Genomic DNA, 24,737 nt, shown 5'->3' with positions numbered 1-24,737 from the left:
CGAGGGCGACGTGGCTCGCGCTTACCGCGCGAGCACACGTCGCCCTCGACCTCGTGGAGATGGCGGGAATCGAACCCGCGTCCAACGGTGCGGAATCAGGGCTTCTCCGTGTGCAGTCCGCTTCGATTTTCTCAGCCCCGGAGATCACGCGGACAAGTCTCCGACGGGCTCAGTCACTGTTTGGTTTCCCTCTTCACCCCGTGACCGGGATCAAGGTTTAGTCCCCTAGCTGATGCCAGGATCCGGGTCGGGAACAGCCCCGGGCTGACACTCCCTTAGTAGGAGGCTCGCTTCGCTACCTGAGATCAGGCAGCGAGGGCGAAGGCCTGCTGGGAGGAATCGCGCTTGGTGTTGGCGATTATTTTTTCGGCCTGTGGTTTACGAGATCATGGCCGCTTCCTCGACACGCTTCCCCTGCTTCGACAGCCGCTGTCGAAACCGATCATCCCCATGTTGATTTTTCAAGTCCTCCGAAGAGGGGCTCGCACCCTCTGTGGGGTGCAGGTGCCATCGTACGTGACCAACGCGTACGGGTGCCAGCCTATTCCCGGCGGCGGGCGGCGTCAGGCCCGCTGCTTGCGCCGGATCGCGGAGATCGTCCGCTCCGCCTCGCGCCGGTCCTGCTTCTCCCGGAGGGTCTGCCGCTTGTCGTACTCCTTCTTGCCGCGCGCCAGCGCGATCTCGACCTTGGCCCGCCCGTCCTTGAAGTAGAGCGCCAGGGGCACGATCGTGTGACCGGTCTCCTGGGACTTCGACTCCAGCTTGTCGATCTCCACCCGGTGCAGCAGCAGCTTCCGCTTGCGCCGCGCGCTGTGGTTGGTCCAGGTGCCCTGGCTGTACTCGGGCACGTGCACGTTGTGCAGCCACGCCTCGTGACCGTCCAGCTGCACGAACCCGTCGACCAGCGAGGCCCGCCCCTGGCGCAGCGACTTCACCTCGGTACCGGACAGCACGAGGCCGGCCTCGTAGGTGTCGAGGATCTGGTAGTCGTGCCGCGCCTTCTTGTTCTGCGCGATCAGCTTGCGCCCTTTTTCCTTAGCCATAGTGCGGTCCATTTTGGCACTACGGAGGGGCCTTGCGGAAAGCCGATTACGCGGTCGGCCCCAGCCCGCTCAGCACCGTCCGGGCCCGCGCGAGGGCGGCCGGGTCCGCCGGGTCGACCTCCAGGTCGGGCGTGATGCCCGCGCCGTCCACGCCACGGCCCGAGGGAGTGCGGTAGTGCCCGACGGTCAGCTCGGCCACCGAGCCGCCGGGCAGCCGGCTCGGCATCTGCACCGAGCCCTTGCCGAAGGTGCGGGACCCCAGGACGACCGCCCGGCCGCGGTCCTGGAGGGCCCCGGTGAGCAGTTCGGCCGCGCTCATCGTGCCGCCGTCGACGAGCGCGACCAGGGGTCTGGTGGTGTCGCCGCCGGCTTCGGCGTGCAGGGCCCGCTGGTCGCCGTCGACGTCGTAGGTGGCGACCAGGCCGCCGTCGAGGAAGGCGGAGGCGGCGGTGACGGCCTCGGTGACCAGGCCGCCGGAGTTGCCGCGCAGGTCGAGGACGACCCCGGCGCCGGACGGCGCCCGGTTCGCGGCCTCGCGCACCTGCTCGCCGACGCCCTTGGTGAAGGAGGTGACCTTGACGACGGTGAGGCCGTCGGCGAGCGTGCGGACGGTCACGGGGTCCGTGGACAGCCGGGCCCGGCGTACGGTCTCGGTCCACGCGCGCGTGCCGCGCTCCAGTCCCAGCCGGACGGCGGTGCCGGCGGGCTCCCGCTCGCCGTCGCCGCGCAGTATGGAGACGACCTCGGTGACGGGCCGTCCGTCGACCCGCTCGCCGTCGACACTGCGCAGCCGGTCGCCCTCCCGGATCCCGGCCTCGGCGGCGGGCGACCCGGAGCGCACCCGGGTCACCTCGATGCGGCCGTCGCGCTCGCGGCGGGCGGAGAGCCCGACGCCGGTGTACCGGCCGTCGAGGGCGTCCTCCAACTCCTCGTACTCGCCCTCGGAGTAGACGGCGCCCCAGCGGTCCCCGCTGCGGCTGACCGCGCGTTCGGCGGCCTCCACGGGGGACTTGCCGTCGGCCATGGCCTCGGCCGCCGCGCGGGCGACGTCGTCGTGGCGGGCCTGTTGACCGGCCGGGGCGGCCGAACGGGCCGTGCCTGTCCCGGACTTCCGGTCCGTCCCGGGCAGCGTGCCCGAGGCCGCGCCCGCGACGAGCACGCTCGCGAACACCAAGGTCAGGGCGGCCCCGTGGCGTACGCGGCGGGGCTGACAGAACAGGTCACGACCTGACATGCCGGTGAGTCTAGGACAACGCGTGAGGGCCGCACGGTCTCTCGACCGCGCGGCCCTCTTGGTATGTGTCACACCTTCAGGTACTTGCGCAACGCGAAGAACGCGGCCAACGCGGGCATCAGCAGGCTCGTGGCCAGGATGAGCGGCAGCTTCGTCAGGACGGCGTCCCAGCCGATGAAGTTGATCAGGTTCAGCTTCTCGGACAGCGCGAGTCCGTGATCGATGATGAAGTACCTGGCGATCACCAGGAATCCGCAGGCGACACCGCCGCCGATGAGACCGGCGACCGCCGCCTCCATGATGAACGGCGCCTGGATGTAGAAGCCCGACGCGCCGACGAGGCGCATGATGCCGGTCTCGCGGCGCCGGCTGAACGCCGAGACGCGCACCGTGTTGACGATCAGCATCAGGGCGACGACGAGCATCAGGGCCATCACCGCGCGCGCGGCCCAGTTCATGCCGTTGAGCAGGCCGAAGAGGTTGTCCAGGATGCCCTTCTGGTCCTGCACGGACTGCACGCCGTCCCGGCCGTCGAAGGCGGTCGCGATGACCTGGTACTTCTCCGGGTCCTGCAGCTTGATCCGGTACGACTCCTGCATCTGGTCCGGCGTGAGGGAGCTGGCCAGCGGGGAGTCGCCGAACTGCTCCTTGTAGTGCTTGTACGCCTCGTCCTGCGACTCGTACGTGACCTTCTCGACGACGGCCATCTCGTCGAGGTCGGACATGATCTGCTTCTTCTGGTCCTCGGTCACCGCGCCCTTGGCGCAGTTGGGGTCGGACTCGGCGTCGCTCTTGTTGCAGAGGAAGACCGAGACGTTGACCTTGTCGTACCAGTAGCCCTTCATGTTGTTGACCTGGTCGCTCATCAGCAGCGAACCGCCGAACAGGGCCAGGGACAGGGCGACCGAGACGATGACCGCGAAGGTCATCGTCAGATTGCGGCGAAGACCGACTCCGATCTCCGAGACTACGAACTGGGCGCGCATGGCGTCTCGTTAAGCCTTTCGTTCCTCGTCGTCAGTGGCTCGTCAGTGCTGGTAGCCGTAGACACCGCGTGCCTGGTCACGGACGAGGCGGCCCTTCTCCAGCTCGATGACGCGCTTGCGCATCTGGTCCACGATGTTCTGGTCGTGCGTGGCCATCACCACGGTGGTGCCCGTCCGGTTGATCCGGTCGAGCAGCTTCATGATGCCGACCGAGGTCTGCGGGTCGAGGTTGCCCGTGGGCTCGTCGGCGATCAGCAGCTTGGGCCGGTTGACGAAGGCGCGCGCGATGGCGACGCGCTGCTGCTCACCGCCGGACAGCTCGCCGGGCCTGCGGTCCTCCTTGCCGCCGAGTCCGACGAGGTCGAGGACCTGCGGCACGGACTTGCGGATCTCACCGCGGGACTTGCCGATGACCTCCTGGGCGAAGGCGACGTTCTCGCCGACCGTCTTGTTCGGCAGCAGGCGGAAGTCCTGGAACACCGTCCCCAGCTGGCGCCGCATCTGCGGCACCTTCCAGTTGGACAGGCGGGCGAGGTCCTTCCCCAGGACGTGCACCTGTCCGTGGCTGCACCGCTCCTCGCGGAGGATCAGTCGCAGGAAGGTGGACTTTCCGGAGCCGGAGGACCCCACGAGGAAGACGAACTCGCCCTTCTCGACCTCCAGGGAGACGTCCCTGAGGGCTGGGTGGCTCTGTTTGGGGTAGACCTTGGAGACGTTGTCGAATCGGATCACGGATGCACCACGGGTCGCCGGGGGTAGATGTGCGTGACCATACGCGAACCGGGGAGCCGACCGCAGTCACCGGTCGGGGTTGCGTATCAGTTGCGCGTTTTGTCCCCACGGGAGGGCGCGCGGGGCCCTTCGGAACCTGGCACAGTGGAAGGGGAACGTTCGCGTCGTCGCGGGCGTTGTCCAGAGGGAGCCGGCGGCAAGGAGGGTGAGCGCATGACGTACGACCGGTTGGTGTGCGCGAACTGCGCGTCGCCCGTGAGCGAGGGCAGGTGCCCGGTCTGCCGGGCCAACCGCGAGCGGCTGCAGCAGGAGAGCAACTTCTTCGCGGGGCTGAATCCGACGACGCTGATCGCGCTGCTGGCGGTGCTGATCGCCGCGGTGGCCCTGCTCGCCCACCAGACCGTCTGACGGCCCTGGAGCGGCCCTGGGGGCCCACCAGGACACGGACGGGCGCGGAGAGTGACCCAGGACGCGGGAGGGGCCCGGAGCGGTGACGCTCCGGGCCCCTCTTTCCGCGTGTGCGGTGCGTGCGCGGACGGCTACCGTCAGGCAGCTGCCCCGCGGCCGTTCATCAGGCGCGGCAGGAAGCGGAAGCCGATGCCGCCGGCGATCATCGTCGCGGCGCCGACCAGCAGGAACGTGGTCTCCGCGGCGCCGGTCTCGGCGAGCTCCTCACCGTTGCCCTGGGCGGCGGTGTCGGAGGCCGGGGCCTCTTCGCCGGTGTCGGTCAGCGCGGAGGAACCCTCCTCCTGAGCGACGTTGTCGTTGCCGCCGCCGTCGGGGGTGGTGTTGTCGCCGCCACCGGCACCGCCGGCGTTGCCACCGTTGCCGTTGCCGTTGCCACCGTTGCCGTTGCCGCCGTTGTCGCCGGAACCGCCGTTGTCACCGTTGCCGCCGACGTCACCGGAACCGCCGTTGTCGCCGGAACCGCCGTTGTCACCGTTGCCGCCGACATCGCCGGCGCCACCGTCGTCACCGTTGCCGCCGACGTCACCGGCGCCACCGTCGTCACCGTTGCCGCCGACGTCACCGGCGCCACCGTCGTCACCGTTGCCGCCGACGTCACCGGCGCCACCGTCGTCACCGTTGCCGCCGACGTCACCAGCGCCACCGTCGTCACCGTTGCCGCCGACGTCACCAGCGCCACCGTCGTCACCGTTGCCGCCGACGTCACCGGAACCGCCGTTGTCGCCGCCCTCGGTCACGCCGACGTTGGAGCCCTCGGTCAGGCCGCCGTCCTCCTCGCCGCCCTGGACGCTTACGCCGAGGCCGAGCCCCTGGTCGTCGGCGCTGGCGCTCACGCCGATGTCGAGCGCCGAGGCGGCACCCGCGGCGGTCAGGGAGGCACCGGCCGCGATCACGGCGCCGGCCGCTATGCGCGCGACACGGATGCGCGTCTTCTTCGTCATGTAGTTGCTACCCCCAGTAGCCGTTTTAGTCGTCGAGGCCGCACTCGGGGGCCGTGATCGACGGGGGTGGCTGCATGTGTGCTCAAGCCCCCCGGTTCACATGCGCCCCAGAAATACGCATGCCGCGCCTCACCATTCCGAATGTTCAAAGCAACGTCAAGGCCATTGCGTACGCGATGTCCGGGTACGGGACGTATGCCGGACACAATGGGTGTGAGTGTGATGCAAAACCCAGACATCACCGGTGAACGGAGGGCAGAGAAAAGGCAACCGCCGCCGGAGGGGCGGCAGTTGCCTTGTCGACAAAGCGGCGGTTCCGCCTCGCGTTACTTCTCCCGCTGCTTGCGCCAGCGAATTCCGGCCTCAAGGAAACCGTCGATCTCGCCGTTGAACACGGCCTCCGGGTTGCCCACTTCGTGCTCCGTGCGCAGGTCCTTGACCATCTGGTACGGGTGCAGCACGTACGAACGCATCTGGTTGCCCCAGGAGTTGCCCCCGTCACCCTTGAGGGCGTCCATCTTGGCCTGCTCCTCCTGGCGGCGCCGCTCCAGGAGCTTGGCCTGGAGGACGTTCATGGCGGTGGCCTTGTTCTGGATCTGGGAGCGCTCGTTCTGGCAGGAGACGACGATGCCGGTGGGGATGTGGGTCAGGCGCACCGCCGAGTCGGTGGTGTTCACGCCCTGGCCGCCGGGGCCGGAGGACCGGTACACGTCCACCCGCAGCTCGGACTCGTCGATCTCGATGTGGTCGGTCTGCTCGACCACGGGAAGGATCTCGACGCCCGCGAAGGAGGTCTGGCGGCGCCCCTGGTTGTCGAAGGGCGAGATGCGCACCAGCCGGTGCGTGCCCTGCTCGACGGAGAGGGTGCCGTAGGCGTACGGCGACTGCACGGCGAAGGTGGTCGACTTGATGCCGGCCTCCTCCGCGTACGACGTCTCGTAGATCTCGGTCTTGTAGCCGTGCTGCTCGGCCCAGCGCAGGTACATGCGCTGGAGCTTCTCGGCGAAGTCGGCGGCGTCCACGCCACCCGCCTCGGCGCGGATGTTGACGAGCGCCTCGCGCGCGTCGTACTCGCCGGAGAGCAGGGTGCGGACCTCCATCTCGTCCAGCGCCTTGCGGACGGCCGTGAGCTCGGACTCGGCCTCGGCGCGGGTGTCCGGGTCGTCCTCCTCCTCGGCCATCTCGAAGAGCACGCCGAGATCGTCGATCCGGCCGCGCAGGGCCTCGGCCTTCCGCACCTCGGCCTGGAGGTGCGAGAGCTTGCTGGTGATCTTCTGCGCCGCCTCCGGGTCGTCCCACAGGGAGGGCGCGGCCGCCTGCTCCTCGAGCACGGCGATGTCTGCCCTCAGCCTGTCGAGGTCCAGGACGGCCTCGATCGACTCCATGGTCGAGGAGAGGGACTTCAGCTCTTCGGATACATCGACGACTGCCACGCATCCAGCGTAACGGCTCCGTCCAGCGGTCTTCGCCGGGCCGTCGCCCGACGGCGGTGACCGTGCCGCGCCCGGCCTCAGGGGGAGGCGGGTGCGGAGTTCCGCGTGTCCTGGGGTCCGCCGCCGTCCTCGTCACCGCCCGTGGCCAGCCACGTACCGACGCCGATCGCCGCCACCAGGGCGACGGCGCCCGCGCCCACCGCGATCCGGCGGCGCCGCGTGGCGGCGCGGTTGCGGGCCGAGCCGGGGCGCGGGGCGCCCGACGCGCGCGGGGCGCGGGCGGTGCCGCGGGCGCCGCTGACCAGTTCGTCGGGGGCGGGGACGCGCATCGAGGTGTGGGTGTCGCGGTTGGAGTCGGCCGGCTTGGCCCCCGGCACCAGGGGCACCGCTCCCCGGCGCCGGACCGGTTCCGCGGTGGACACGGGGGCGGCCGGGGACGCCGCGGACGCGTCGGGGGCGTCCTCCGGCTGCTCGGCGTCGGGCTCGTCCACGTCCAGCGGGGCCATTCCGGCGAGCATCGGCAGCAGCTCGCGCAGCCGGGCGCTCAGCTCGGAGGCGCGCAGCCGGGAGGCCGGGGCCTTGGCGAGGCACTGGACGAGGAGCTGCCACAGCTCGTCCGGGATGCCCGGGAGCGGGACGACGGTCTCGGTCACGTGGCGGCGCAGCACCGCGCCGGGGTGGCCGCCGCCGAACGGCGTGAAGCCGGCCAGCAGCTCGTACAGGACCGTGGCGAGCGCGTAGATGTCGACCGCCGCGCGCGGGGGCAGGCCCTCGACGATCTCCGGGGCCAGGTAGTCGGGCGTGCCGATGATCTTCGTGGCGCGGGTGCGGCGCGGGGTGTCGATGAGCTTGGCCACGCCGAAGTCCGTCAGCAGCGCCGGGTGCGAGCCGCCGGGGCCGAGCGGGCCCTGCATGTCGAGCAGCACGTTCTCCGGCTTGACGTCGCGGTGCACGACCCCGGCGGCGTGCGCGGCGGCCAGCCCGTCGGCGACGTCGGCGACGACGGCCACCGCGGCCTCGGGCGCCAGGCGCCGCTCCCGGTCGAGGCGGGTGCGCAGGTCCGTGCCGCGGACCAGGTCCATGACCAGCGCGAGGTCGTTGCCGTCGACCACCAGGTCGCGCACGGAGACGACGTGCGGGTGGTCAAGGCCGAGCAGGGCGGTGCGCTCCTGCACGAAGCGCGAGACGAGTTCCTGGTCGGACGCCAGGTCCTCGCGCAGCAGTTTGATCGCGACGGGACCGTCGGGCCCCTCGCCCAGCCACACCGTGCCGGCGCTGCCCCGCCCGAGGATCTGGTGGGCGGTGTACCGGCTGCCGATCTTCCGTGCCAAGACTGCTCCTACCGACGCGTGTTGCGCCTAAAAGTACGCGTCCGAGGAGCCGGCCTTCACCAGGGAGGCGGAAATCACCCTCCGGATGTCGACAAGTCTCCAGACTCAGCCTCCGGAGCCGCCCAGGTCCCCGATCCAGTCGGTCACGGTGGTGAACCAGTCGGTGAGCTGGTCCCAGTAGCCCTTGCCGGTGCCGATCCAGTCCTGGAGCGGGCTCAGCTCCCAGACGAGCCAGCCGGCCACGAACAGGATGACGACGGTGACCAGGCACCCCTTGAGGCAGCCCAGGCCCGGGATGCGCATGGGGTTGGCGCTGCGCTGCCGCGGCGGCCTGGGTTCGCGCCGGGGCGGCTGCGGCTCGGGCGCGGGCGGCGGGGCGTACCGCTGCGGCTGCTGGGGCTGCGGGGTGGCGTACCGCTGCGGCTGTTGCTGCTGCGGGTAGCCGTAGCCGGGCTGCTGGGGCGGCGGGCCCTGCGGGGCCTGGCGGGGCTGCTGCGGCTGGCGGGAGACCTGCCGCTGGGGGCGGCGGCGCAGCGGGTCCTGGTTCGGGTCGAGGTACTGGACCTGCGTCTGCTCGTTGCGGTCGCGGGCGGCGCGCAGCTGGTTCTGCCAGGGGTGCGGGTCCTCGGGCCCGCCCTGTCCCGGGGCGCCGGGCTGTCCCGGCGGCACCGGCGGCATGACGGCGGTCGGGTCGGGGGCCCCGGTGCTCGGGAGTACGGCGGTGGGGTCGGCGGCGCCCGCCGGGCCCGAGGTGTGCGGCAGGACGCTGGTCGCGCCGTTCGGGTCGTAGGCGGCGTCGGGGCTGCCGGGGACCTGGGCGGGCGCGGGGTCGGGGGCCAGGAGCACGCCCACGTTCTCCGCGGCGCCGATCTGCGCGCTGTTCGCGTGCACGCCGATGCCCTCGGCGACGACGCGCAGGCCGCGGGCGAGGTTCTCGGCGCTGGGGCGGTCGTCGGGGTTCTTGCGCAGGCAGCGCTCGATGACCGTCCACAGCGGGTCGGGGACGGTGGAGGGGCGGCGCGGTTCGGCGCTCAGGTGCTGGTGCAGCACCTCCAGGGCGGAGCCCCCGCCGAACGGGGGGCGGCCGGTGACCAGCTCGTAGAGCAGGATGCCGGCGCCGTAGACGTCGACGGCGGAGGTCTGCGGGCGGCCCTCGGCGGACTCCGGCGCCACGTACGCGGGCGTGCCCACGAATTCGTGGGTGCGGGTGAGGCCGGGCGAGTCGGCGAGGCGGGCGATGCCGAAGTCGGTCAGCATCGGGTGCATCTCGCCGCCGGTCTGCTTCAGCAGGACGTTGGCCGGCTTCAGGTCGCGGTGGACGACGCCGTCGGCGTGGCTCGCGGCCAGCGCGTCGGCGATCTGCGCGGTGAGCAGAGCCGCGGCAACCGGGGTGAGCGGCCCGTTTTCGCGCAGGTACCGGTGCAGGTCCGGTCCGTCGACGAGGTCCATGACCAGGGCCAGCAGCTCGCCCTCGACGACCAGGTCGCGGACCCGGACGATGTTGGGGTGGGTGAGCCGGAGCAGCACCGAGCGCTCGCGCAGGAAGCGCATCACGATGTCGGCGTCGCTCGCGAGCTCTTCCTTGAGGACCTTGATCGCGACGGTCTCGCCGGGCTGTCCGGCCACGGCCGCCTCGGCGCCCGCGGTCTCCCGCTGGCGGGCACGCCATACGGTGCCCGTGGCACCGCGGCCGAGGGGCTCCTCGAGGAGGTACTTGCTGCCTACCGGCCGCACGTCATGCGCTCCTAGTTGCTTGCTGGCTGTTCGGACCCACTGTCCCAGACCCGGTCGGTCCCAGTCGGACCCAACTGTAGTGCCGCCCCCCGGACCACGTTCGAAGGAAAGACGCTCGACCCGGTCCCGTGGTTGCCGCTGCCCGCACGTGACCGATCTCAAGCGGACGGCATTCGATCATCCGCAGGTCATCCGTCAGGCATTTTTGGGGGCAGAGCCGACCAATCAAGATCATTTGACGGCCGGCGGCGGGCGCGTTGTCAGTGGCAGGTGCGAGGATGCGTGCAGTACTGGCCGACGTGCTCGTGTGACGGTGGGGGAAGTCCGCGGTGGGGGACCGTGGTGACGGCTTCCGTCCCGGCGTGCGGGCGCCCGCGCGAAGGGACCGCTTACGGCGATGCAGATCCGGCTGACCGTCGTAGACCCGCTGGGCCCGCATGCTTCGGCTGCCTCGGCTGTCCCGGCGGCGGACCGCCCCGCGCGGTGTGACGTACTCGTCACCGCCCCGGCCGGCACGGCCCTGGCCGCGGTCGCCTCCGCGCTGGCGGCGACACTCCCCGGCGAGGGACCGGGCTCCGGCCAGGTGGTGCTGTACGCCGGTGCGCAGCGGCTCGACGCCCAGCGCAGCACCCTGGGCGAGCCCCCGCTGATCGACGGCGCCGTGCTCTGCCTGGGCGCCCCGGGCGAGCCCGACCCGCACACCGAGCCGGCGGAGGTCCCCGCCCAGCTCCACGTGGTCGCGGGCCCCGACGCGGGCGGCGTCCACCTCCTGCACGGCGGTCAGATCCGGCTCGGCCGCTCGGCCGACGCCGACGTCGCGCTCGACGACCCGGACGTCTCCCGCATGCACTGCGCCGTGACCGTCGGTCCCGACGCCCGCGTCTCCGTCGCCGACCTCGGCTCCACCAACGGCACCACCCTGGACGGCACCCGCGTGGGCGACCGCCCGGTGCGCTTCCCGCCGGGCGCGCTGCTGCGGATCGGTGAGTCCGCGCTGCGGCTCGTGCCGGTGCCGCCGGCGGCGGAGGTGCGGGTGGCGACGACACCGGACGGGGAGGGACACGTACGGCTGTCCGGGCCGGGGACGCCCTCGCCGGAGGCCGGGGACGGCGACGCGGTGGTCCACGCGCGTGTGGCCGACGGGGCGGAGGTCCGGGTGCGCGACGCGGCCGGCCGCTCCCGCGCGACGGGCCCGGGCCACGGCCCCGCCAACGGCCCGGACGGACAGGCCGGACCGGGCGGACCGGGCGGACCGGGCGGATTCAGCCGGGTGGGGGATCCGGACGGGCGCGGGTCCGTGGCGGCGGACGGAGCCGCACCGGACCCCGAGCCGCGCGGCACCGGCCCGGACGGGACGGTCCGGCCCCGCGGGCGCACCCACCACGCGTACGGCACGTCGGGGTACGACAGGGGCGCGGCACCCGCCGAGCAGCCGCAGGTCCCCGGCCAGGGCGGCGCACCCCGCATCGAGAGTCGCGGCACCGGCCCCTCGGCGGGCCTGCCCCGGCAGTCTCCCGCCGGGGGCGAGACGCACGGCGGCGCGCGGGGCGCGGGGGCGTACGCGACCGGCGGGTCCGGTGCGGGCGATCCACACTCCGACAGGCCCGGCAAGGGCGCATACGGCGCTCCCGCCCCGGTCACACCGGGGAGCGACCCGCACGGCAGGGACGCGTACGACAGGGACCCGGGCGGCAGGGACTCCTCCTACGGCCAGGGCCTCTCCGGGCCGGACCGGACAGGCCCGGACCCGGCCGACGCGGGCGCCCTCCGCGCGGACCCGTCCGGAGCCGGGGATTCGCGCCCGAGCACGACCGGTGCGACGGCTCACCGCCTCGCCGCCGCCCCCGGCGGTGCGGACGGCGCCAGCCCGGACACCCGCACCGGACGCGGCGGCGCTCCGGGCGCCCGCACCGGACGCAAGGGGACTCCTCTGCGGGGTACCGACGTGCCGCAGGAGGTGCGCAGGCGCGGGGGGATAGGGGCGTGGGCGCGGCGGCTGACCGGCGGGCGCGGAGGTGCCCCGGAGGCCCCCGCACCCGGCGTGTACGTGTCCGACGGGGCGGCGACCGGCCCGGCCCCGGCGTCCCCTCCCGGCACCTCGGGCGCTCCGGAGACCTGGCCGGACCCCGCGTCGCTGCTGCTGACCGCGCTGGGACCGGGGCCGCGGCTGTGGGAGCGCGGCCCGGGCCACCCGGAGGCGCTCACCGTGCGGCTCGGTACGGCCGACCGGGTGGCGCCGGGCGGCGACGCCCCGCTGCCCGCGGTGCCGGTGACCGCCGGTCTGCGCGAGGTCGGCGCGCTCGGCCTCGCGGGTCCGCGCGAGCGGCTCACCGGGCTGGCCCGCTCGGTGCTGGCCCAGCTCGCCGCGCTGCACTCCGCCGACACCCTGGAGATCGTCCTGATCAGCGCGGACCGCTCCCGCCCGCTCGCCGAGCGGACCGCCGAGTGGTCCTGGCTGGGCTGGCTGCCCCAGGTGCGCCCGGGACACGGCCAGGACTGCCGTCTGCTGCTGGCCCACGACCGCGAGCAGGCCACGGCCCGCGCCGCCGAGCTGCTCCGCCGCCTGGACGACCACCTCGGGGACGAAGCCCGGTCGGGTGCCCGCCCCCAAGACACGGCCGAGGACGCCACAGCGGCCACAGCGACCACAGCGACCACAGCGGCCACGGGGACCGTCCGGCCGCAGCCCTCCTGGGCGCGCCCCGACGACGGCACCGACCCGGCGGGCGGCTTCACCGGGCCGTACACCGTGGTCGTCGTGGACGGGGATCCCGGCGGTGCCGACGTGCGCGAGGCGGTGGCGCGGCTGGCCCTGGAGGGCCCGCGGGCCGGTGTGCATGTCGTGTGCCTCGCCGAGACCGCAGCCGCCTCCCCCACCTCCCCGGTGACGCGGACGTACGAGGCGGCCTGCGCGGTGTCGCCGGTGTTCCGGGAGTGCGGCGCCGTGGCGCTGCTCAGCGGCGACGTGGCGACGACCCTGCGGCTGCTGCGCGTCGCCCGCACGGGCACGAACCCGGGTACGGGCGCCCCGGCCGCGCCCGCCGGCCCGGTCGGGCACGGCACCCTCTGCACGGTGGACGCCGTGTCCCTGGCCTGGGCCGAGCGGTTCGCGCGCGCCCTGGCCCCGCTGCGCACGGACAGCGCCGCGGACGGCGGCGAACACCACGCGCGCGTGTCCGCACCGCTCCCCGGACGGCCCGGCTCCTCGACGAACTGGGCCTGGCCCGCGCCACCCCCGCCTCCCTGATGGCCCGCTGGGCCGCCGCGGCCGACGACACCGAGTCCCTCGGGGGACGCGCGCAGGCCGTGCTGGGCGCCGGTCCGCGCGGCCCCGTCCTGGCCGACCTGGCCGCCGAGGGCCCGCACCTGCTGATCGAGGGGCCCGCCGGGAGCGGCCGCACCGAGCTGCTGCGGGCGTTCGTCGCCTCGCTCGCCTCGGCCGAGCGCCCCGACCGGCTCGGCGTCGTCCTCATGGACGGCCGGGACAGCGTGAGTTCGGGCGGCGCCCGCGGCGAGGGCCTGCACGTGTGCACGGACGTACCGCACGTCACCACGCACCTCACCGCCAACGACCCGGTGCGGATGCGCGAGTTCGCCCAGTCCCTGAGCGCCGAACTGAAGCGGCGCGCCGAGCTGCTCGGGCGGTCGGACTTCGCCGAGTGGCACACCGGGCGCGAGGTGTCGGGCCGGCTCGTCGCCCAGCGCGGCCCGGCGGCCGCGGTGCCCGCGCCGGTCTCCGACTCCGGGGACGTGGAGTCCCCGCCCAGCTCCACCCTGCGGCTGCGCCCGGCCGCCGCCAGGCGCCGCACCGGTCCCGTCCCGCCCCTGCCCCGCCTGGTCGTGGTCGTCGACGACCTCGACGCCCTGGTCACTCCCCCGCTCGGTTCCCCAGGGCGGTCGACGGCGGGGTCGGTGATGCGGGCGCTGGAGGCCGTCGCGCGGGAGGGCGAGCGGCTCGGCGTCCACCTGGTGGCCGCCACCGCGCCCGACGGCCGTACGGACCGGACGGAGCCCGCCCTGCGCGCGACCCTGCGCGTCACCCTGGACCCGCCGGTGTCGGGCCCGGACGAACCGGCGCCCGGACGCGGGCGGTTGGCCCGCCCCGACGGACGCACCACCGCCTTCCAAGGCGGCCGCGTCACGGGCCGCATCCCCCGCACGGCGACGCTGCGCCCCACGGTGGTCCCCCTGGAGTGGCACCGCATGGGCGACCCGCCCGCCCGCCGCCCCGTCCGCGAACTGGGCAACGGACCCACCGACTTGGCCCTGCTGGCCAGCGCCCTGGAGAGGGCGGCCCGGGAGGTCTCGGCGGCCGAGGTCCCTTCGCTGCTCTAGACGTGGGGTCCGCGGCCGGTCGGCGGATGCGTGCCGACGGTCATCCGGCGCGTTTCAGGAGGCGGTTGAGCGCCAGAGACAGGCCGAGGCCCTTCTGAGGCACGGTCACGCGGTAGTTCGGCCGCAGCTCCTCCATGTACAGGAGGCCGGACTTGCGGGAGTACGTCTTCTCCCGCATGCGTCCGAGGTTGGGCCTGTCCAGCAGCAGGTAGTCGTGCGGCCGCATGGCGGCGACCTTCCACTCGGTGTGGGACGTCTCCATCTCCAGGACCGGGTAGTGCGGTCCTGTGTCCCGGACCGAGTACGCGACGTGGCGCAGCTCGCCGTCCTCCAGGAGAATGATCATGCTGCCGTCGTCCACGCCGGTCCAGTTGATGTGCACGTACCCGTAGAGGTCCGTGCCGTCCCTCCTGCGGAAGGTCTCGTCGGCGACTCTCCCCAGCTCCCAGTAGCGGAGGGCGGGACCTTGCGCACAGCGTTCCGACACCGTCACGGACGTCTTGGAGAACCATCCTTTGCGTCGCACTTCCCGGCGCTGCCTCATCACATATTCCTGATGAGTGGCCATCGGCACTTTCGAGTGCACCGCCTTCGCCACCCTCCGCGCGTACCGTTGCAGTTTCGGGACGTCCAGTACCGACTTCTCGTACAGTTCCTCGTTCGACCCCACCGCACTCACCCTCCGGCCGCCGGGTACGGGCTCATTGTGCGATGCGGCCGGCCCGGCGACACGCGTTTTCCCGACGGCCGGGGGTGAGATGTCGTACGCCCCCGTCGAGTTGGCGGTACTGCAAAGAAATGACCGGGAGGGGCGGGCCCCAGGAAGCGGGTCCCGGGTTCCCGACCGCATGCCACACTGCGTCATGCTGAAAATCATGCTGTGCGGCGCCGCCGACACGGAGAGGGTGCGGGACGCCTTCGTCAAGGTCGTGGAAGATTTCGGCGGAATCCCTCGGCACTTCCTGTCGGGGACGGTGAACTACATCAATTCCGCCACTTCCAGCTGGACCGAGAATTCTCGCGAATCCGTCCAGGACGCAGACATCTGCGTGTTCGTCATAGTCGAGGAAATCGGCCGGATCACCTGGGAGACCGAGGTGAGCGAGGCACTGATGTCCGGTAAACCGTTCCTGGTCCTCTGCCTCGACAAAACGCACCAGAGATACCTTTTCCTGCATTCGACCTTTCCTCCTCCCGTAGAGCTGTCCGTCATTCCGTCGGAGCAGGACAGGAATCTCGTGATGACGCTGCGCGAGCTTTACCATGAACGCCAGATCACCGTCGCGCCCTTCACCGACGACTCGTTCAGGGACGTCCTGCGGCGTGAGCTTTCCCAGCTCTTCAGAATCGCCGTCGGTCACCTGAGCGAGCGCAATCGCCGCGGGTCCGCCGTGCCCCTCTTCGCCGAGCCCTCCAGGTTGTCCATGACCGATCTGGCGGTCGCGAGGAGGATCGTGCTGGACGAGTTCGAGGAGAAGCACAAGCGCAAGCAGGCCCTCCGCGCACTCGCGGCGCGCGCAGCGTTGGACGAGGAGCCCCTGTACGCCCTGCTGACCAGCCCGGAGCAGGGGATCCAGCGGCTCTCCTTCGAGTTGTTGGAGCAGCTGTACACGCCGCGGCCCGCCGATCCCGCGTTCTTGGAGCACCTCGTCGTCATCGCCAACGCGTCCGACGATGTGGGAGTCGCCCGCCGGATGATCCCGATCGTCATGGCCATCGACCTGCCGGGCGCCGTGGCGGCGCTGGCTCTGCTCGACCTGGACGACGCGGGCTGCAAGCGCAGGCTCGCCGCCTGCTTGGAGGCACACGAGGACGCCGTCGCCGAGCTGGGCCTCGGGGGTCCTGTGGCCGAGTTGTTGCGCGCCTGCCTGTCCGGTTCGGCTCCGTCCGACTGGAAGTCCCGCTGCCGCGCGTACCTGGACCGTCTCGGCGGCGCCCCCCGCGAACGCACCGACTGAGTACGGGGCGCGAGGCGGTGGAGCCCGGACGACGACGCCCGTACCCCGCGCCCGGTGCCGATCACGGTCACGACGCGGTCACGAAACCCCGCTCGACGGCGGACGCGCCCTTGCCGCCCTCACCCCCCTGGCGTACACCAGAGCGCACGGGACAGCGCCGAGCGTTCGACGAGGAACGAAGAACGGGGCAGTGATGCGCACGAGCAGCACCATCCGGACACGCGGAACCGTCAAGAGGACCACCCGGGCCGCAGCCGCCCTGGCCGCGGGAGCGCTCGCGCTCTCGCTCACCGCCTGCGGCGGCGACGACGACAACGGCAGCGGTGACAGCGACGACAAGGGCGGCGGCAAGCAGCCGGGCGCCTCCGTCACCCTCCCGAAGCTGGACGGCGAGAGCCTGGAGGTCGCCGCCGTCTGGACCGGCACCGAGCAGGAGAACTTCAAGAAGGTCCTCGCCGAGTTCGAGAAGCGCACCGGCGCCAAGGTGACCTTCGTGCCCGCCCAGGACCCGATCATCAACTTCCTCGGCTCGAAGATCGCGGGCGGCGCCCCGCCGGACGTGGCGATGCTCCCGCAGCCCGGCGCCATCAAGCAGGCCGTGGACAAGGGCTGGGCCAAGCCGCTGGGCGCCGAGGCGACCAAGGAGCTGGGCGAGAACTACTCGCAGGGCTGGCAGGACATCGGCAAGGTCGGCGGCAAGCAGTACGGCGTGTACTACAAGGCCGCCAACAAGTCGCTGATCTGGTACAACGCCCAGGTCTTCGAGAACGCCGGCGCCGCCGAGCCCAAGACCTGGGACGAGCTGCTCAACGCGGCCCAGATGGTCTACGACTCGGGCGTCACCCCGTTCTCGGTGGGCGGCGCGGACGGCTGGACGCTCACCGACTGGTTCGAGAACGTCTACCTCTCGCAGGCGGGTCCGGAGAAGTACGACCAGCTCGCCAAGCACGAGATCAAGTGGACGGACCCGTCCGTGAAGGAGGCCCTCACCACGCTCGCGGAGATCTGGGGCAAGAAGGACTTCGTCGCGGGCGGCGCGTCCGGCGCGCTCCAGACCGAGTTCCCGGCCTCGGTGACGCAGACCTTCACCGGCGGCGACCAGCCCAAGGCGGGCATGGTCTACGAGGGCGACTTCGTCCAGGTCAACATCGGTGAGACGAAGGCGAAGGTCGGCACGGACGCGAAGGTGTTCCCGTTCCCGGCCGTGGGCGACACCGCCCCGGTGGTGTCCGGCGGCGACGCGGCCGTGGTCTTCAAGGACTCGAAGGCGGCGCAGGCGCTGGCCACCTGGCTGGCCTCGCCGGACGCGGCGGGGATCCAGGCGAAGCTCGGCGGGTTCCTCTCGCCGAACAAGAGCATCGACTCCTCGGTCTACCCCAACGAGGTGCAGAAGAAGATCGCCGAGGCGCTGGTCGCGGCCGGTGACGACTTCCGCTTCGACATGTCGGACCAGGCCCCGCAGGCCTTCGGCGGCACCCCCGGCAAGGGCGAGTGGAAGACGCTCCAGGACTTCCTGAAGAACCCGAAGGACGTCGCGGGTGCCCAGGCGAAGCTGGAGGCGGACGCGGCCGCCGCCTACGGCGGCTGACGCGATGACGTCGGCCACGGCGGCGGGAGCCTCACAGGGCCCCGCCGCTCCCAAGTCACCGAAGTCGCGCAAGAGCGTGACCGGCACCCGCAGGTCCGTGGCGGCACTGTTCCTGCTGCCCGCCCTGGTGCTGCTCGGCGCGCTCGTGGTCTACCCGATCGGGTACTCGCTGATCCGCAGCTTCTACGACCAGTCCGGCGACTCCTTCGCCGGGTTCGACAACTACGAGACGCTCTTCACCGACGACGGCATCCGCACCGCCCTGAAGAACAACGTCATCTGGGTGGTGTTCGCGCCGACGGTCGCCACCGCGCTGGGCCTGATCTTCGCGGTGCTGACCGAACGCATCCGCTGGGGCACGGCGTTCAAGCTGGTCGTCTTCATGCCGATGGCGATCTCGATGCTGGCGGCCGGCATCATCTTCCGGCTGGTGTACGACCAGGACCCGGACAAGGGCGTCGCCAACGCGGTGTGGGTCGGGGTGCACGACACGTTCGCCGAGTCGTCCGCGTTCCCGAAGGCGCACCCGGGCCGCGACTCGCCGCTCGAGCCAGCGGGCGGCGGCGCGTTCGTCACGAAGCAGCCGGTGACCGCGGGCACCCCGGTCGTCCTGCCGCTGGTGGGCGTCGCCCCCGACCTGATGCCCGACGGCGCGAAGAAGGCCGCGACCGCCGAGCCCGCGGACGGGAAGGTCACCGGCACCACCTGGCAGGACTTCACCCGCGGCAAGGGCGTCGGCACGCTGGGCGGCGTCGACGCGGCCGAGCTGGGCTACGCCGGGATGAAGATCGAGGCGGTCAAGGACGGCGAGGTCGTGGCGACGACCACGGCGGCCGGGGACGGCACCTTCACGCTGCCCGCGGCGGCCGACGGGGCGCTGCTGAGACTGCCCGCCGACAACTTCAAGGAGCCGTACAACGGCCTGAACTGGCTCGGCCCCTCCCTCGTCACCCCGGCGATCATCGGATCGTACGTGTGGATGTGGGCGGGCTTCGCGATGGTGCTGATCGCGGCGGGCCTCGCGGGCATGCCCCGGGAGCTCCTGGAGGCCGCCCGGGTGGACGGCGCCAACGAGTGGCAGGTCTTCAGACGGGTCACGGTGCCCCTGCTGGCACCGGTCCTCGCGGTCGTCGTCGTCACCCTGATGATCAACGTGCTGAAGGTCTTCGACCTGGTCTTCATCATCGCCCCGGGCTCCTCCCAGGACGACGCGAACGTGCTCGCCCTGGAGCTGTACCGCAAGGGCTTCGCCTCGGACCAGCCGGGCGTCGCCAGCGCCATCGCGGTGTTCCTGCTGCTCCTGGTCATCCCGGTGATGTGGTTCAACGTACGGCGACTTCGGCGGGAGGTGCGGCGATGACCGCGGACGCGGGTTCCCTCACCCCGGCGGCCACCCGGCCGCCCGAGACGGCCGTCAAGGCCAGGCAGCCGCTCGCGTCCCGGCTCGCCGAGGCGGTCAGCGGCGGGCTCGTCCGGGTGTTCCTGATCGTGGTGGGCCTGTTCTGGCTGGTACCCACGATCGGGCTGCTGCTGTCCTCGCTGCGCACGCCCGAGGACATGGCGGCGAGCGGCTGGTGGAAGGTCTTCACCGAGCCGTCCCAGCTGACCCTCCAGAGCTACGAGGAGCTGCTGAAGAACGGCGACATCACCTCCTCGCTCCTCAACACCGCGCTGATCACCGTCCCCGCGACCGTCCTGGTCGTGGTCATCGGGGCGCTCGCCGGATACGCGTTCGCGTGGATGGACTTCCCGGGCCGCGACTGGTGGTTCCTGGCGGTGGTCGGGCTGCTCGTCGTGCCCGTGCAGGTGGCCCTGATCCCGATCGCCGAACTCTTCGGCAAGATCGGCCTGTTCGGTTCGATGCTCGGCGTGATCCTCTTCCACGTCGGTTTCGGTCTGCCGTTCGCGGTGTTCCTGCTGCGGAACTTCTTCGCGGAGATCCCGAGGGAGCTGCTGGAGGCGGCCCGGCTGGACGGCGCGGGCGAACTGCGGCTGTTCGTGCGGGTGGTGATGCCGCTCGGCGGGCCCGCGATCGCGAGCCTGGGCATCTTCCAGTTCCTGTGGGTGTGGAACGACATGCTGGTCGCGCTGATCTTCTCGGACTCCGGGAGCCAGCCGATCACGGTCGCCCTGCAGACCCAGGTACGGCAGTTCGGCAACAACATCGACGTGCTCGCGCCGGGCGCGTTCATCTCCATGGTGATCCCGCTGGCCGTGTTCTTCGCGTTCCAGCGGCAGTTCGTCTCCGGCGTGATGGCGGGCGCCGTCAAGTAGTCGCCGCGACAACACCCTTGAGGGGCGGGCCGGTCACCGGCCCGCCCCCTCATCCGTACGGGCACAACGTCCCCCGAATGCCCCGGGGACCGTAACCAAGCGGGCCCACCGGGCGTTGCCGGGCAGAACGCCCGCACCGATCCCGCCGACCGTTGGAAGTCCCCGTGCCCAGGTTCAGTGTCATCGTGCCCGCGTACCAGGTGCAGGCATATCTGCACGCGTGCCTGGAGTCGGTGCTGGCCCAGTCGTACCCGGACTTCGAGGTGATCGTGGTCGACGACTGCTCGCCGGACGCCTGCGGCGCGATCGCCGACGAGTTCGCGGCCCTCGACCCGCGCGTCCGCGTCGTACGCCTGGCGCGCAACGAGGGCCTGGGCCCGGCCCGCAACGCCGGCATGGAACGGGCGGGCGGCGACTACCTGGTCTTCCTCGACGGCGACGACACCCTCACCCCGCACGCGCTGCGGGGCATCGCCGACCGGATCAAGGAGACCGGCGAGCCGGACGTCCTGGTCTACGACTACGCGCGCACGTACTGGACCGGCGAGACGGTCCGCAACCAGGCCGCCGCGCACCTCACCGAGCAGGGCCCGGCGCCGTTCCGGCTCGCCGACCGGCCGGGGCTGCTGAAGCTGCTGATGGTGGCCTGGAACAAGGCGGTGCGACGGGAGTTCGCCGTGCGCGAGGGCTTCGCCTTCCCGCCGGGGTACTACGAGGACACGCCGTGGACGTATCCGGTCCTGATGACGGCGGGCTCCGTCGCCACCCTGGACCGGGTCTGCGTCCACTACCGGCAGCGGCGGCGGGGCAGCATCCTGGGCACGCCGGGCGAGCGCCACCTGGACGTCTTCACGCAGTACGACCGCGTCTTCGCGTTCCTCGACGCGCGCATGGAGACGCACCCGGAGTCGCGCAAGGAGCTGGCCCGCTGGCGGCCGCTCCTGTACCGGCGCATGGCCGACCACCTCACGACGGTCTACACCCGCCCCGGCCGTCTGCCGCGCTCCCTGCGCGCCGAGTTCCTGCGCCGGGCCCGGGTCCACTGCCGCCGCTACCGGGTCCCCGGCGCCCCCGCCCCGCTGTCCGTCCGGCTGCGCCACGCCCTGCTCCGCCTCGGCCTGCGCCGCACCTACGGCGCCCTGCGGCTGGCGTCGGCCCTGCGCCGCCGTACGGCGGGGGTCGCCGCGGGACTGCTGCGCGCGGCCCGGACCGGTGCCCTGCGCCTGCACTACCGCGTCCAGCGCTGCCTCCCGCTCCGCGCCGACCGGGCCGTCTTCGCCGTCGAGGGCGACCGGGGGTACGGCCGCGACCCGGGCGCGCTGGAGGAGGCGTTCCGCCGTCTGGCGCCGCACGTGCGCACGGCGTGGGCCGCCGAGCGGGTGCACCACCACACCGTGCCGCCCGGCACCCGCCGTCTGGCCCCGGGCACGGCCGCCCACTGGACGGCGCTGGCCCGCTCCCGCTACCTGGTGCGCGAAGGGCCCTTCGGCCCGGGCCTGGTCAGGCGGCGGGGGCAGGTCCTGGTCCAGACGCAGGCCGGGACGCCCCTCAAGCACATGGGCCTGGACCTCCAGGAGCGCCCGGCCGCCGCCCAGGGCACCGACTTCGCCCGGCTGCTGCGCGAGGTCGACTCCTGGGACTACGTGCTCTCCGCCAACCGCCACTCCACCCTGACCTGGGAACGCGTCCACCCGGGCGACTGGACCGCCCTGGAGTACGGCCAGCCGCGCACCGACGTCCTCCAGCGGGCGACGGCCGCGGACGTGGCCCGGCTGCGCGAGACCCTCGGCGTCCCCGAGGGCACGGTCGCGATCCTGTACGCGCCCACCCACCGCGACTACCGGCGCACCCAGCGCTCCGCCCTGGACCTGGAGCGCGTCGTGCGCCGCCTCGGCCCGCGCTTCGTGGTGCTGGCCCGCGCCCACCCCCGGCACGGCGGCCCGCTCGCCGCGTCCGCCGGCCGGGTGCTGGACGTCAGCGACCACCCGCACGTCGAGTCGCTGTGCCTGGCCTCGGACGCCCTGGTCACCGACTACTCGTCGCTGATGTTCGACTACGCGGGCCTCGACCGCCCGATCGTGCTCCACGCCGCCGAGCGGGAGGCGTACGAGGCGGCCCGCGGCACCTACGTCGACCTGCGTTCCTTCCCGCCGGGCGCGATCGCGCGGGACGAGGACGAGCTGATCGGCGTGTTCGCGAGCGGCGACTGGCACGGCACCCGGTCGGCGCGGCTGCGGGCCGCCTTCCGCGAGCGGTTCTGCCCCTACGACGACGGCCGCGCCGCCGAGCGCGTCGTGCGCCGGGTGGTCCTGGGCGAGACGGACCTGCCGCCGGTGGTCCCGCCGGCCGGGCGCGGCCCCGCGCCCTCCGCCGCAGCGGCTCTCGCGCGGACCCCGCTGACCACGGTGCCGCAACCGGCGGGTCCGCGCACCGTCACCGACAGCCTCTGAACCCGAGAGAAAGAGCAGTATGCCCCGCTTCAGCATCATCGTCCCGTCCCATGGGGTCGCGGGGCGCCTCTCCCAGGCCCTGGACTCGGTCCTCGGCCAGTCCTTCGGCGACTTCGAGCTGATCCCGGTCTGCGACGGCCCGGACTGCGCCGCGGCGGACGTGGCCGGGGAGCACGCCGAGCGGGACTCCCGGGTGACGCCCGTGCACTCGCCGCCGTCGGCGGGTCTGGCCGGGGCGCGCAACACCGGGATGCGGGCGGCGACCGGCGCGTACCTGCTGTTCCTCGACGGCGACGACACCCTCGTGCCGGGGGCGCTGGCGGCCCTGGACGCGCGGCTGGCGGACACCGGCGGTGTCGACGTCCTGTACTTCGAGCACGAGCGGGTGCCCTGGTGGGAGGGCGAGACCACCAACCCGGCCGCACCGCTGCTGGCGAGGACCCCGGACGGCGCCTTCGCCCCCGACCGCGCCCCGCACCTGACCGGCGTGCACCTGCCCGCGTGGAGCGCGGTCCACCGCCGCACCTTCCTCGCCGAGCGCCGGCTCGACTTCCCCGGCGGGCACTTCACGGACGTCGGCTTCGGCGCCCGGGTCGCGGCGCGCGCCGAGCGGGTGGCCGTGCTGCGCGAGGTGGTCGTACGGCACCGGGTACGGCGCCAGGGCAACCGGCTGAACCTGCCCGGCGAGCACCACGCGGACCTGCTCGACCAGGCCGAACTCGCCCTCACGCACGCCGTCGAGCGGGGCCTGCCGCCCGAGCGGCGCGGCCCGCTGTTCGAGCAGCTCTTCGCGGCGGTCCTCAAGACGGCCACCCACCCCCGGCGCCTGACCCGGCGGGGGCGCCGCGCCTTCTACCGCCGGGCGAGCCGCCTGTACCGGCGCTACCGCCCCGCGGGCTTCCGGCCGCCGGGCGGACGGCTCGGCGTGCAGCACCGGCTGCTGGCGTCGGGGTCGTACACCGCCTTCCGCGCACTGCGCGCCGCCAACCGGACGGCGACCGGCGTCCTGCGCCGCCTGCCGTGGCCGCGCGGGCTGCGCACCCGCCTGCGCTACCGCCGCCACCTGCGCCGCCCGCTGGACCCCAACCTCGTCGTGTACTGCGCCTACTGGGGCCGCGGCTACGCCTGCAACCCGGCCGCGATCCACGCCAAGGCCCGCGAACTCGCACCGCACCTGAGGTCGGTGTTCCTGGTCGAGCCGGACCAGGCGCACACCCTGCCGGAGGGCGTCGACCACGCGGTCGTCGGCAGCCACCGGTACTGGGAGGTGCTGGCCCGCGCCACGTACCTGGTGAACAACGCCAACTTCGCCGAGGGCGTGGTCAAGCGCCCCGGCAGCGTGCACCTGCAGACCCAGCACGGCACCCCGCTGAAGACGATGGGCGTGGACCAGTCGACGTACCCGGTGGTGGCGGCGGCCACCGGCAGCTTCACCAAGCTCCTTGCCCGCGTGGACCGCTGGGACTACAACCTGTCCGCCAACCGGCACTCCACCCAGATGTGGGAGCGCGCCTTTCCCGGCTCGTACGAGCACCTGGAGTACGGCTACCCGCGCAACGACGTCTACTGCACGGCGACCGCCGGGGACGTGGCCCGTGTCCGGCGCAAACTGGGCGTCCCGGAGGGCAAGACGGCGGTCCTGTACGCGCCCACGCACCGGGACTGGGAGACCGGGTTCGGCGCGGGCGGCCTGGACCTGGAGGCGTTCTGCGAGGCGGCCGGCGAGGACGTCGTGGTGCTGCTGCGCGCCCACTACTTCTACGACCGGGGCGGGAGCCGGGAGCGCACCGGCCGGGTCATCGACGTGACCGGGCACCGCTCCTCGGAGGACGTGTGCCTGGCCGCGGACGCGCTGGTCACCGACTATTCCTCCATCATGTTCGACTACGCCAACCTGGACCGTCCGATCGTCGTGTACGCCGACGACTGGGACGTGTACCGGGAGACCCGCGGCGTCTACTTCGACCTGATGGCGGCGCCCCCGGGACCGGTGGCACGCACGCCCGAGGAGCTGGCCCGCGTCTTCGCCGACGGCGGCTGGGCGGGCCCGGAGTCGACGGCGCTGCGGGCGGCCTTCCGGGAGCGGTTCTGCGAGTTCGACGACGGCCGGGCCGCCGAGCGCGTCGTGCGCCGGGTGCTGCTCGGCGAGCCGCCCGAGGCGCTGCCGCCGGTGCTCCCGCTCGCGGAGCGCGTTCCGGCCCCCGCCGCCGCCACCCTCGTGAGGAGCTGA

General features: G+C 72.7%; 16 protein-coding genes, 1 other RNA gene and 1 pseudogene. 8 read left to right on the top strand and 10 right to left on the bottom strand.

Going from position 1 to position 24,737, the window contains the following annotated elements:
- Positions 1-51: 51 nt before the first annotated feature.
- The 5 genes from ssrA to ftsE form a co-directional block, all read right to left on the bottom strand.
- Positions 52-450: a transfer-messenger RNA gene (gene ssrA / locus Sru02f_RS03845) on the bottom strand.
- 113 nt (positions 451-563) lie between these two features.
- A complete protein-coding gene (smpB, locus tag Sru02f_RS03840) occupies positions 564-1,043 on the bottom strand; it encodes an SsrA-binding protein SmpB (RefSeq protein ID WP_007450171.1) in 480 nt (159 codons plus the stop codon).
- Between the two features lie 46 nt (positions 1,044-1,089).
- Entirely contained in the window at positions 1,090-2,277 is a 1,188-nt protein-coding gene (locus Sru02f_RS03835; protein WP_174855118.1) for a S41 family peptidase, read from the bottom strand.
- A 68-nt stretch (positions 2,278-2,345) separates the two neighbouring features.
- Positions 2,346-3,263, bottom strand: coding sequence for a permease-like cell division protein FtsX (ftsX, locus tag Sru02f_RS03830; protein ID WP_003975844.1), 918 nt, complete (start codon positions 3,261-3,263; stop codon positions 2,346-2,348).
- A 42-nt stretch (positions 3,264-3,305) separates the two neighbouring features.
- Positions 3,306-3,995 carry a cell division ATP-binding protein FtsE gene (gene ftsE / locus Sru02f_RS03825; RefSeq protein ID WP_003975843.1) on the bottom strand — a complete coding sequence of 230 codons (690 nt, stop codon included), beginning with the start codon at positions 3,993-3,995 and terminating at the stop codon, positions 3,306-3,308.
- 213 nt (positions 3,996-4,208) lie between these two features.
- Here ftsE and Sru02f_RS03820 point away from each other — a divergent pair, with 213 nt between their 5' ends.
- A complete protein-coding gene (locus Sru02f_RS03820) occupies positions 4,209-4,403 on the top strand; it encodes a hypothetical protein (RefSeq protein WP_109032640.1) in 195 nt (64 codons plus the stop codon).
- A 137-nt stretch (positions 4,404-4,540) separates the two neighbouring features.
- Here Sru02f_RS03820 and Sru02f_RS03815 read toward each other — a convergent pair whose 3' ends face one another.
- From Sru02f_RS03815 to Sru02f_RS03800, 4 genes are all read right to left on the bottom strand, one after another.
- On the bottom strand, positions 4,541-5,404 hold the full coding sequence (locus Sru02f_RS03815; protein WP_109032639.1) for a hypothetical protein: 864 nt from the start codon (positions 5,402-5,404) through the stop codon (positions 4,541-4,543).
- A gap of 326 nt (positions 5,405-5,730) precedes the next feature.
- On the bottom strand, positions 5,731-6,837 hold the full coding sequence (gene prfB / locus Sru02f_RS03810) for a peptide chain release factor 2 (RefSeq protein WP_109032638.1): 1,107 nt from the start codon (positions 6,835-6,837) through the stop codon (positions 5,731-5,733).
- A 77-nt stretch (positions 6,838-6,914) separates the two neighbouring features.
- On the bottom strand, positions 6,915-8,168 hold the full coding sequence (locus Sru02f_RS03805; RefSeq protein ID WP_373103380.1) for a serine/threonine-protein kinase: 1,254 nt from the start codon (positions 8,166-8,168) through the stop codon (positions 6,915-6,917).
- 105 nt (positions 8,169-8,273) lie between these two features.
- Positions 8,274-9,902, bottom strand: a complete 1,629-nt coding sequence (locus tag Sru02f_RS03800) for a serine/threonine-protein kinase (RefSeq protein ID WP_109032636.1) — start codon at positions 9,900-9,902, stop codon at positions 8,274-8,276.
- A gap of 397 nt (positions 9,903-10,299) precedes the next feature.
- Here Sru02f_RS03800 and Sru02f_RS03795 point away from each other — a divergent pair.
- A pseudogene (locus tag Sru02f_RS03795) lies at positions 10,300-14,237 on the top strand (FHA domain-containing protein).
- 40 nt (positions 14,238-14,277) lie between these two features.
- Here Sru02f_RS03795 and Sru02f_RS03790 read toward each other — a convergent pair.
- Positions 14,278-14,763 (bottom strand): hypothetical protein, encoded by a 486-nt coding sequence (locus Sru02f_RS03790; protein WP_244941880.1) that lies wholly within the window; start codon positions 14,761-14,763, stop codon positions 14,278-14,280.
- Between the two features lie 337 nt (positions 14,764-15,100).
- Here Sru02f_RS03790 and Sru02f_RS03785 point away from each other — a divergent pair, with 337 nt between their 5' ends.
- From Sru02f_RS03785 to Sru02f_RS03760, 6 genes are all read left to right on the top strand, one after another.
- A complete protein-coding gene (locus tag Sru02f_RS03785) occupies positions 15,101-16,195 on the top strand; it encodes a hypothetical protein (protein WP_239106672.1) in 1,095 nt (364 codons plus the stop codon).
- 193 nt (positions 16,196-16,388) lie between these two features.
- On the top strand, positions 16,389-17,783 hold the full coding sequence (locus Sru02f_RS03780) for an ABC transporter substrate-binding protein (protein WP_109032632.1): 1,395 nt from the start codon (positions 16,389-16,391) through the stop codon (positions 17,781-17,783).
- 4 nt (positions 17,784-17,787) lie between these two features.
- Positions 17,788-19,143, top strand: a complete 1,356-nt coding sequence (locus Sru02f_RS03775; RefSeq protein ID WP_167469616.1) for a carbohydrate ABC transporter permease — start codon at positions 17,788-17,790, stop codon at positions 19,141-19,143.
- Positions 19,140-20,057 carry a carbohydrate ABC transporter permease gene (locus Sru02f_RS03770; protein ID WP_109032631.1) on the top strand — a complete coding sequence of 306 codons (918 nt, stop codon included), beginning with the start codon at positions 19,140-19,142 and terminating at the stop codon, positions 20,055-20,057. The genes Sru02f_RS03775 and Sru02f_RS03770 overlap by 4 nt, the downstream gene beginning before the upstream one ends.
- Before the next feature lie 164 nt (positions 20,058-20,221).
- Positions 20,222-22,507, top strand: a complete 2,286-nt coding sequence (locus tag Sru02f_RS03765; protein WP_174855117.1) for a bifunctional glycosyltransferase/CDP-glycerol:glycerophosphate glycerophosphotransferase — start codon at positions 20,222-20,224, stop codon at positions 22,505-22,507.
- A gap of 19 nt (positions 22,508-22,526) precedes the next feature.
- Positions 22,527-24,737 (top strand): bifunctional glycosyltransferase/CDP-glycerol:glycerophosphate glycerophosphotransferase, encoded by a 2,211-nt coding sequence (locus tag Sru02f_RS03760; RefSeq protein ID WP_109032629.1) that lies wholly within the window; start codon positions 22,527-22,529, stop codon positions 24,735-24,737.

Origin of the sequence: Streptomyces rubrogriseus (assembly GCF_027947575.1) — a bacterium.
Lineage (GTDB): Bacteria > Actinomycetota > Actinomycetes > Streptomycetales > Streptomycetaceae > Streptomyces > Streptomyces rubrogriseus.
Note: the sequence above shows the minus strand (reverse complement) of the source record. Positions and strands in the feature narration are given on the sequence as shown.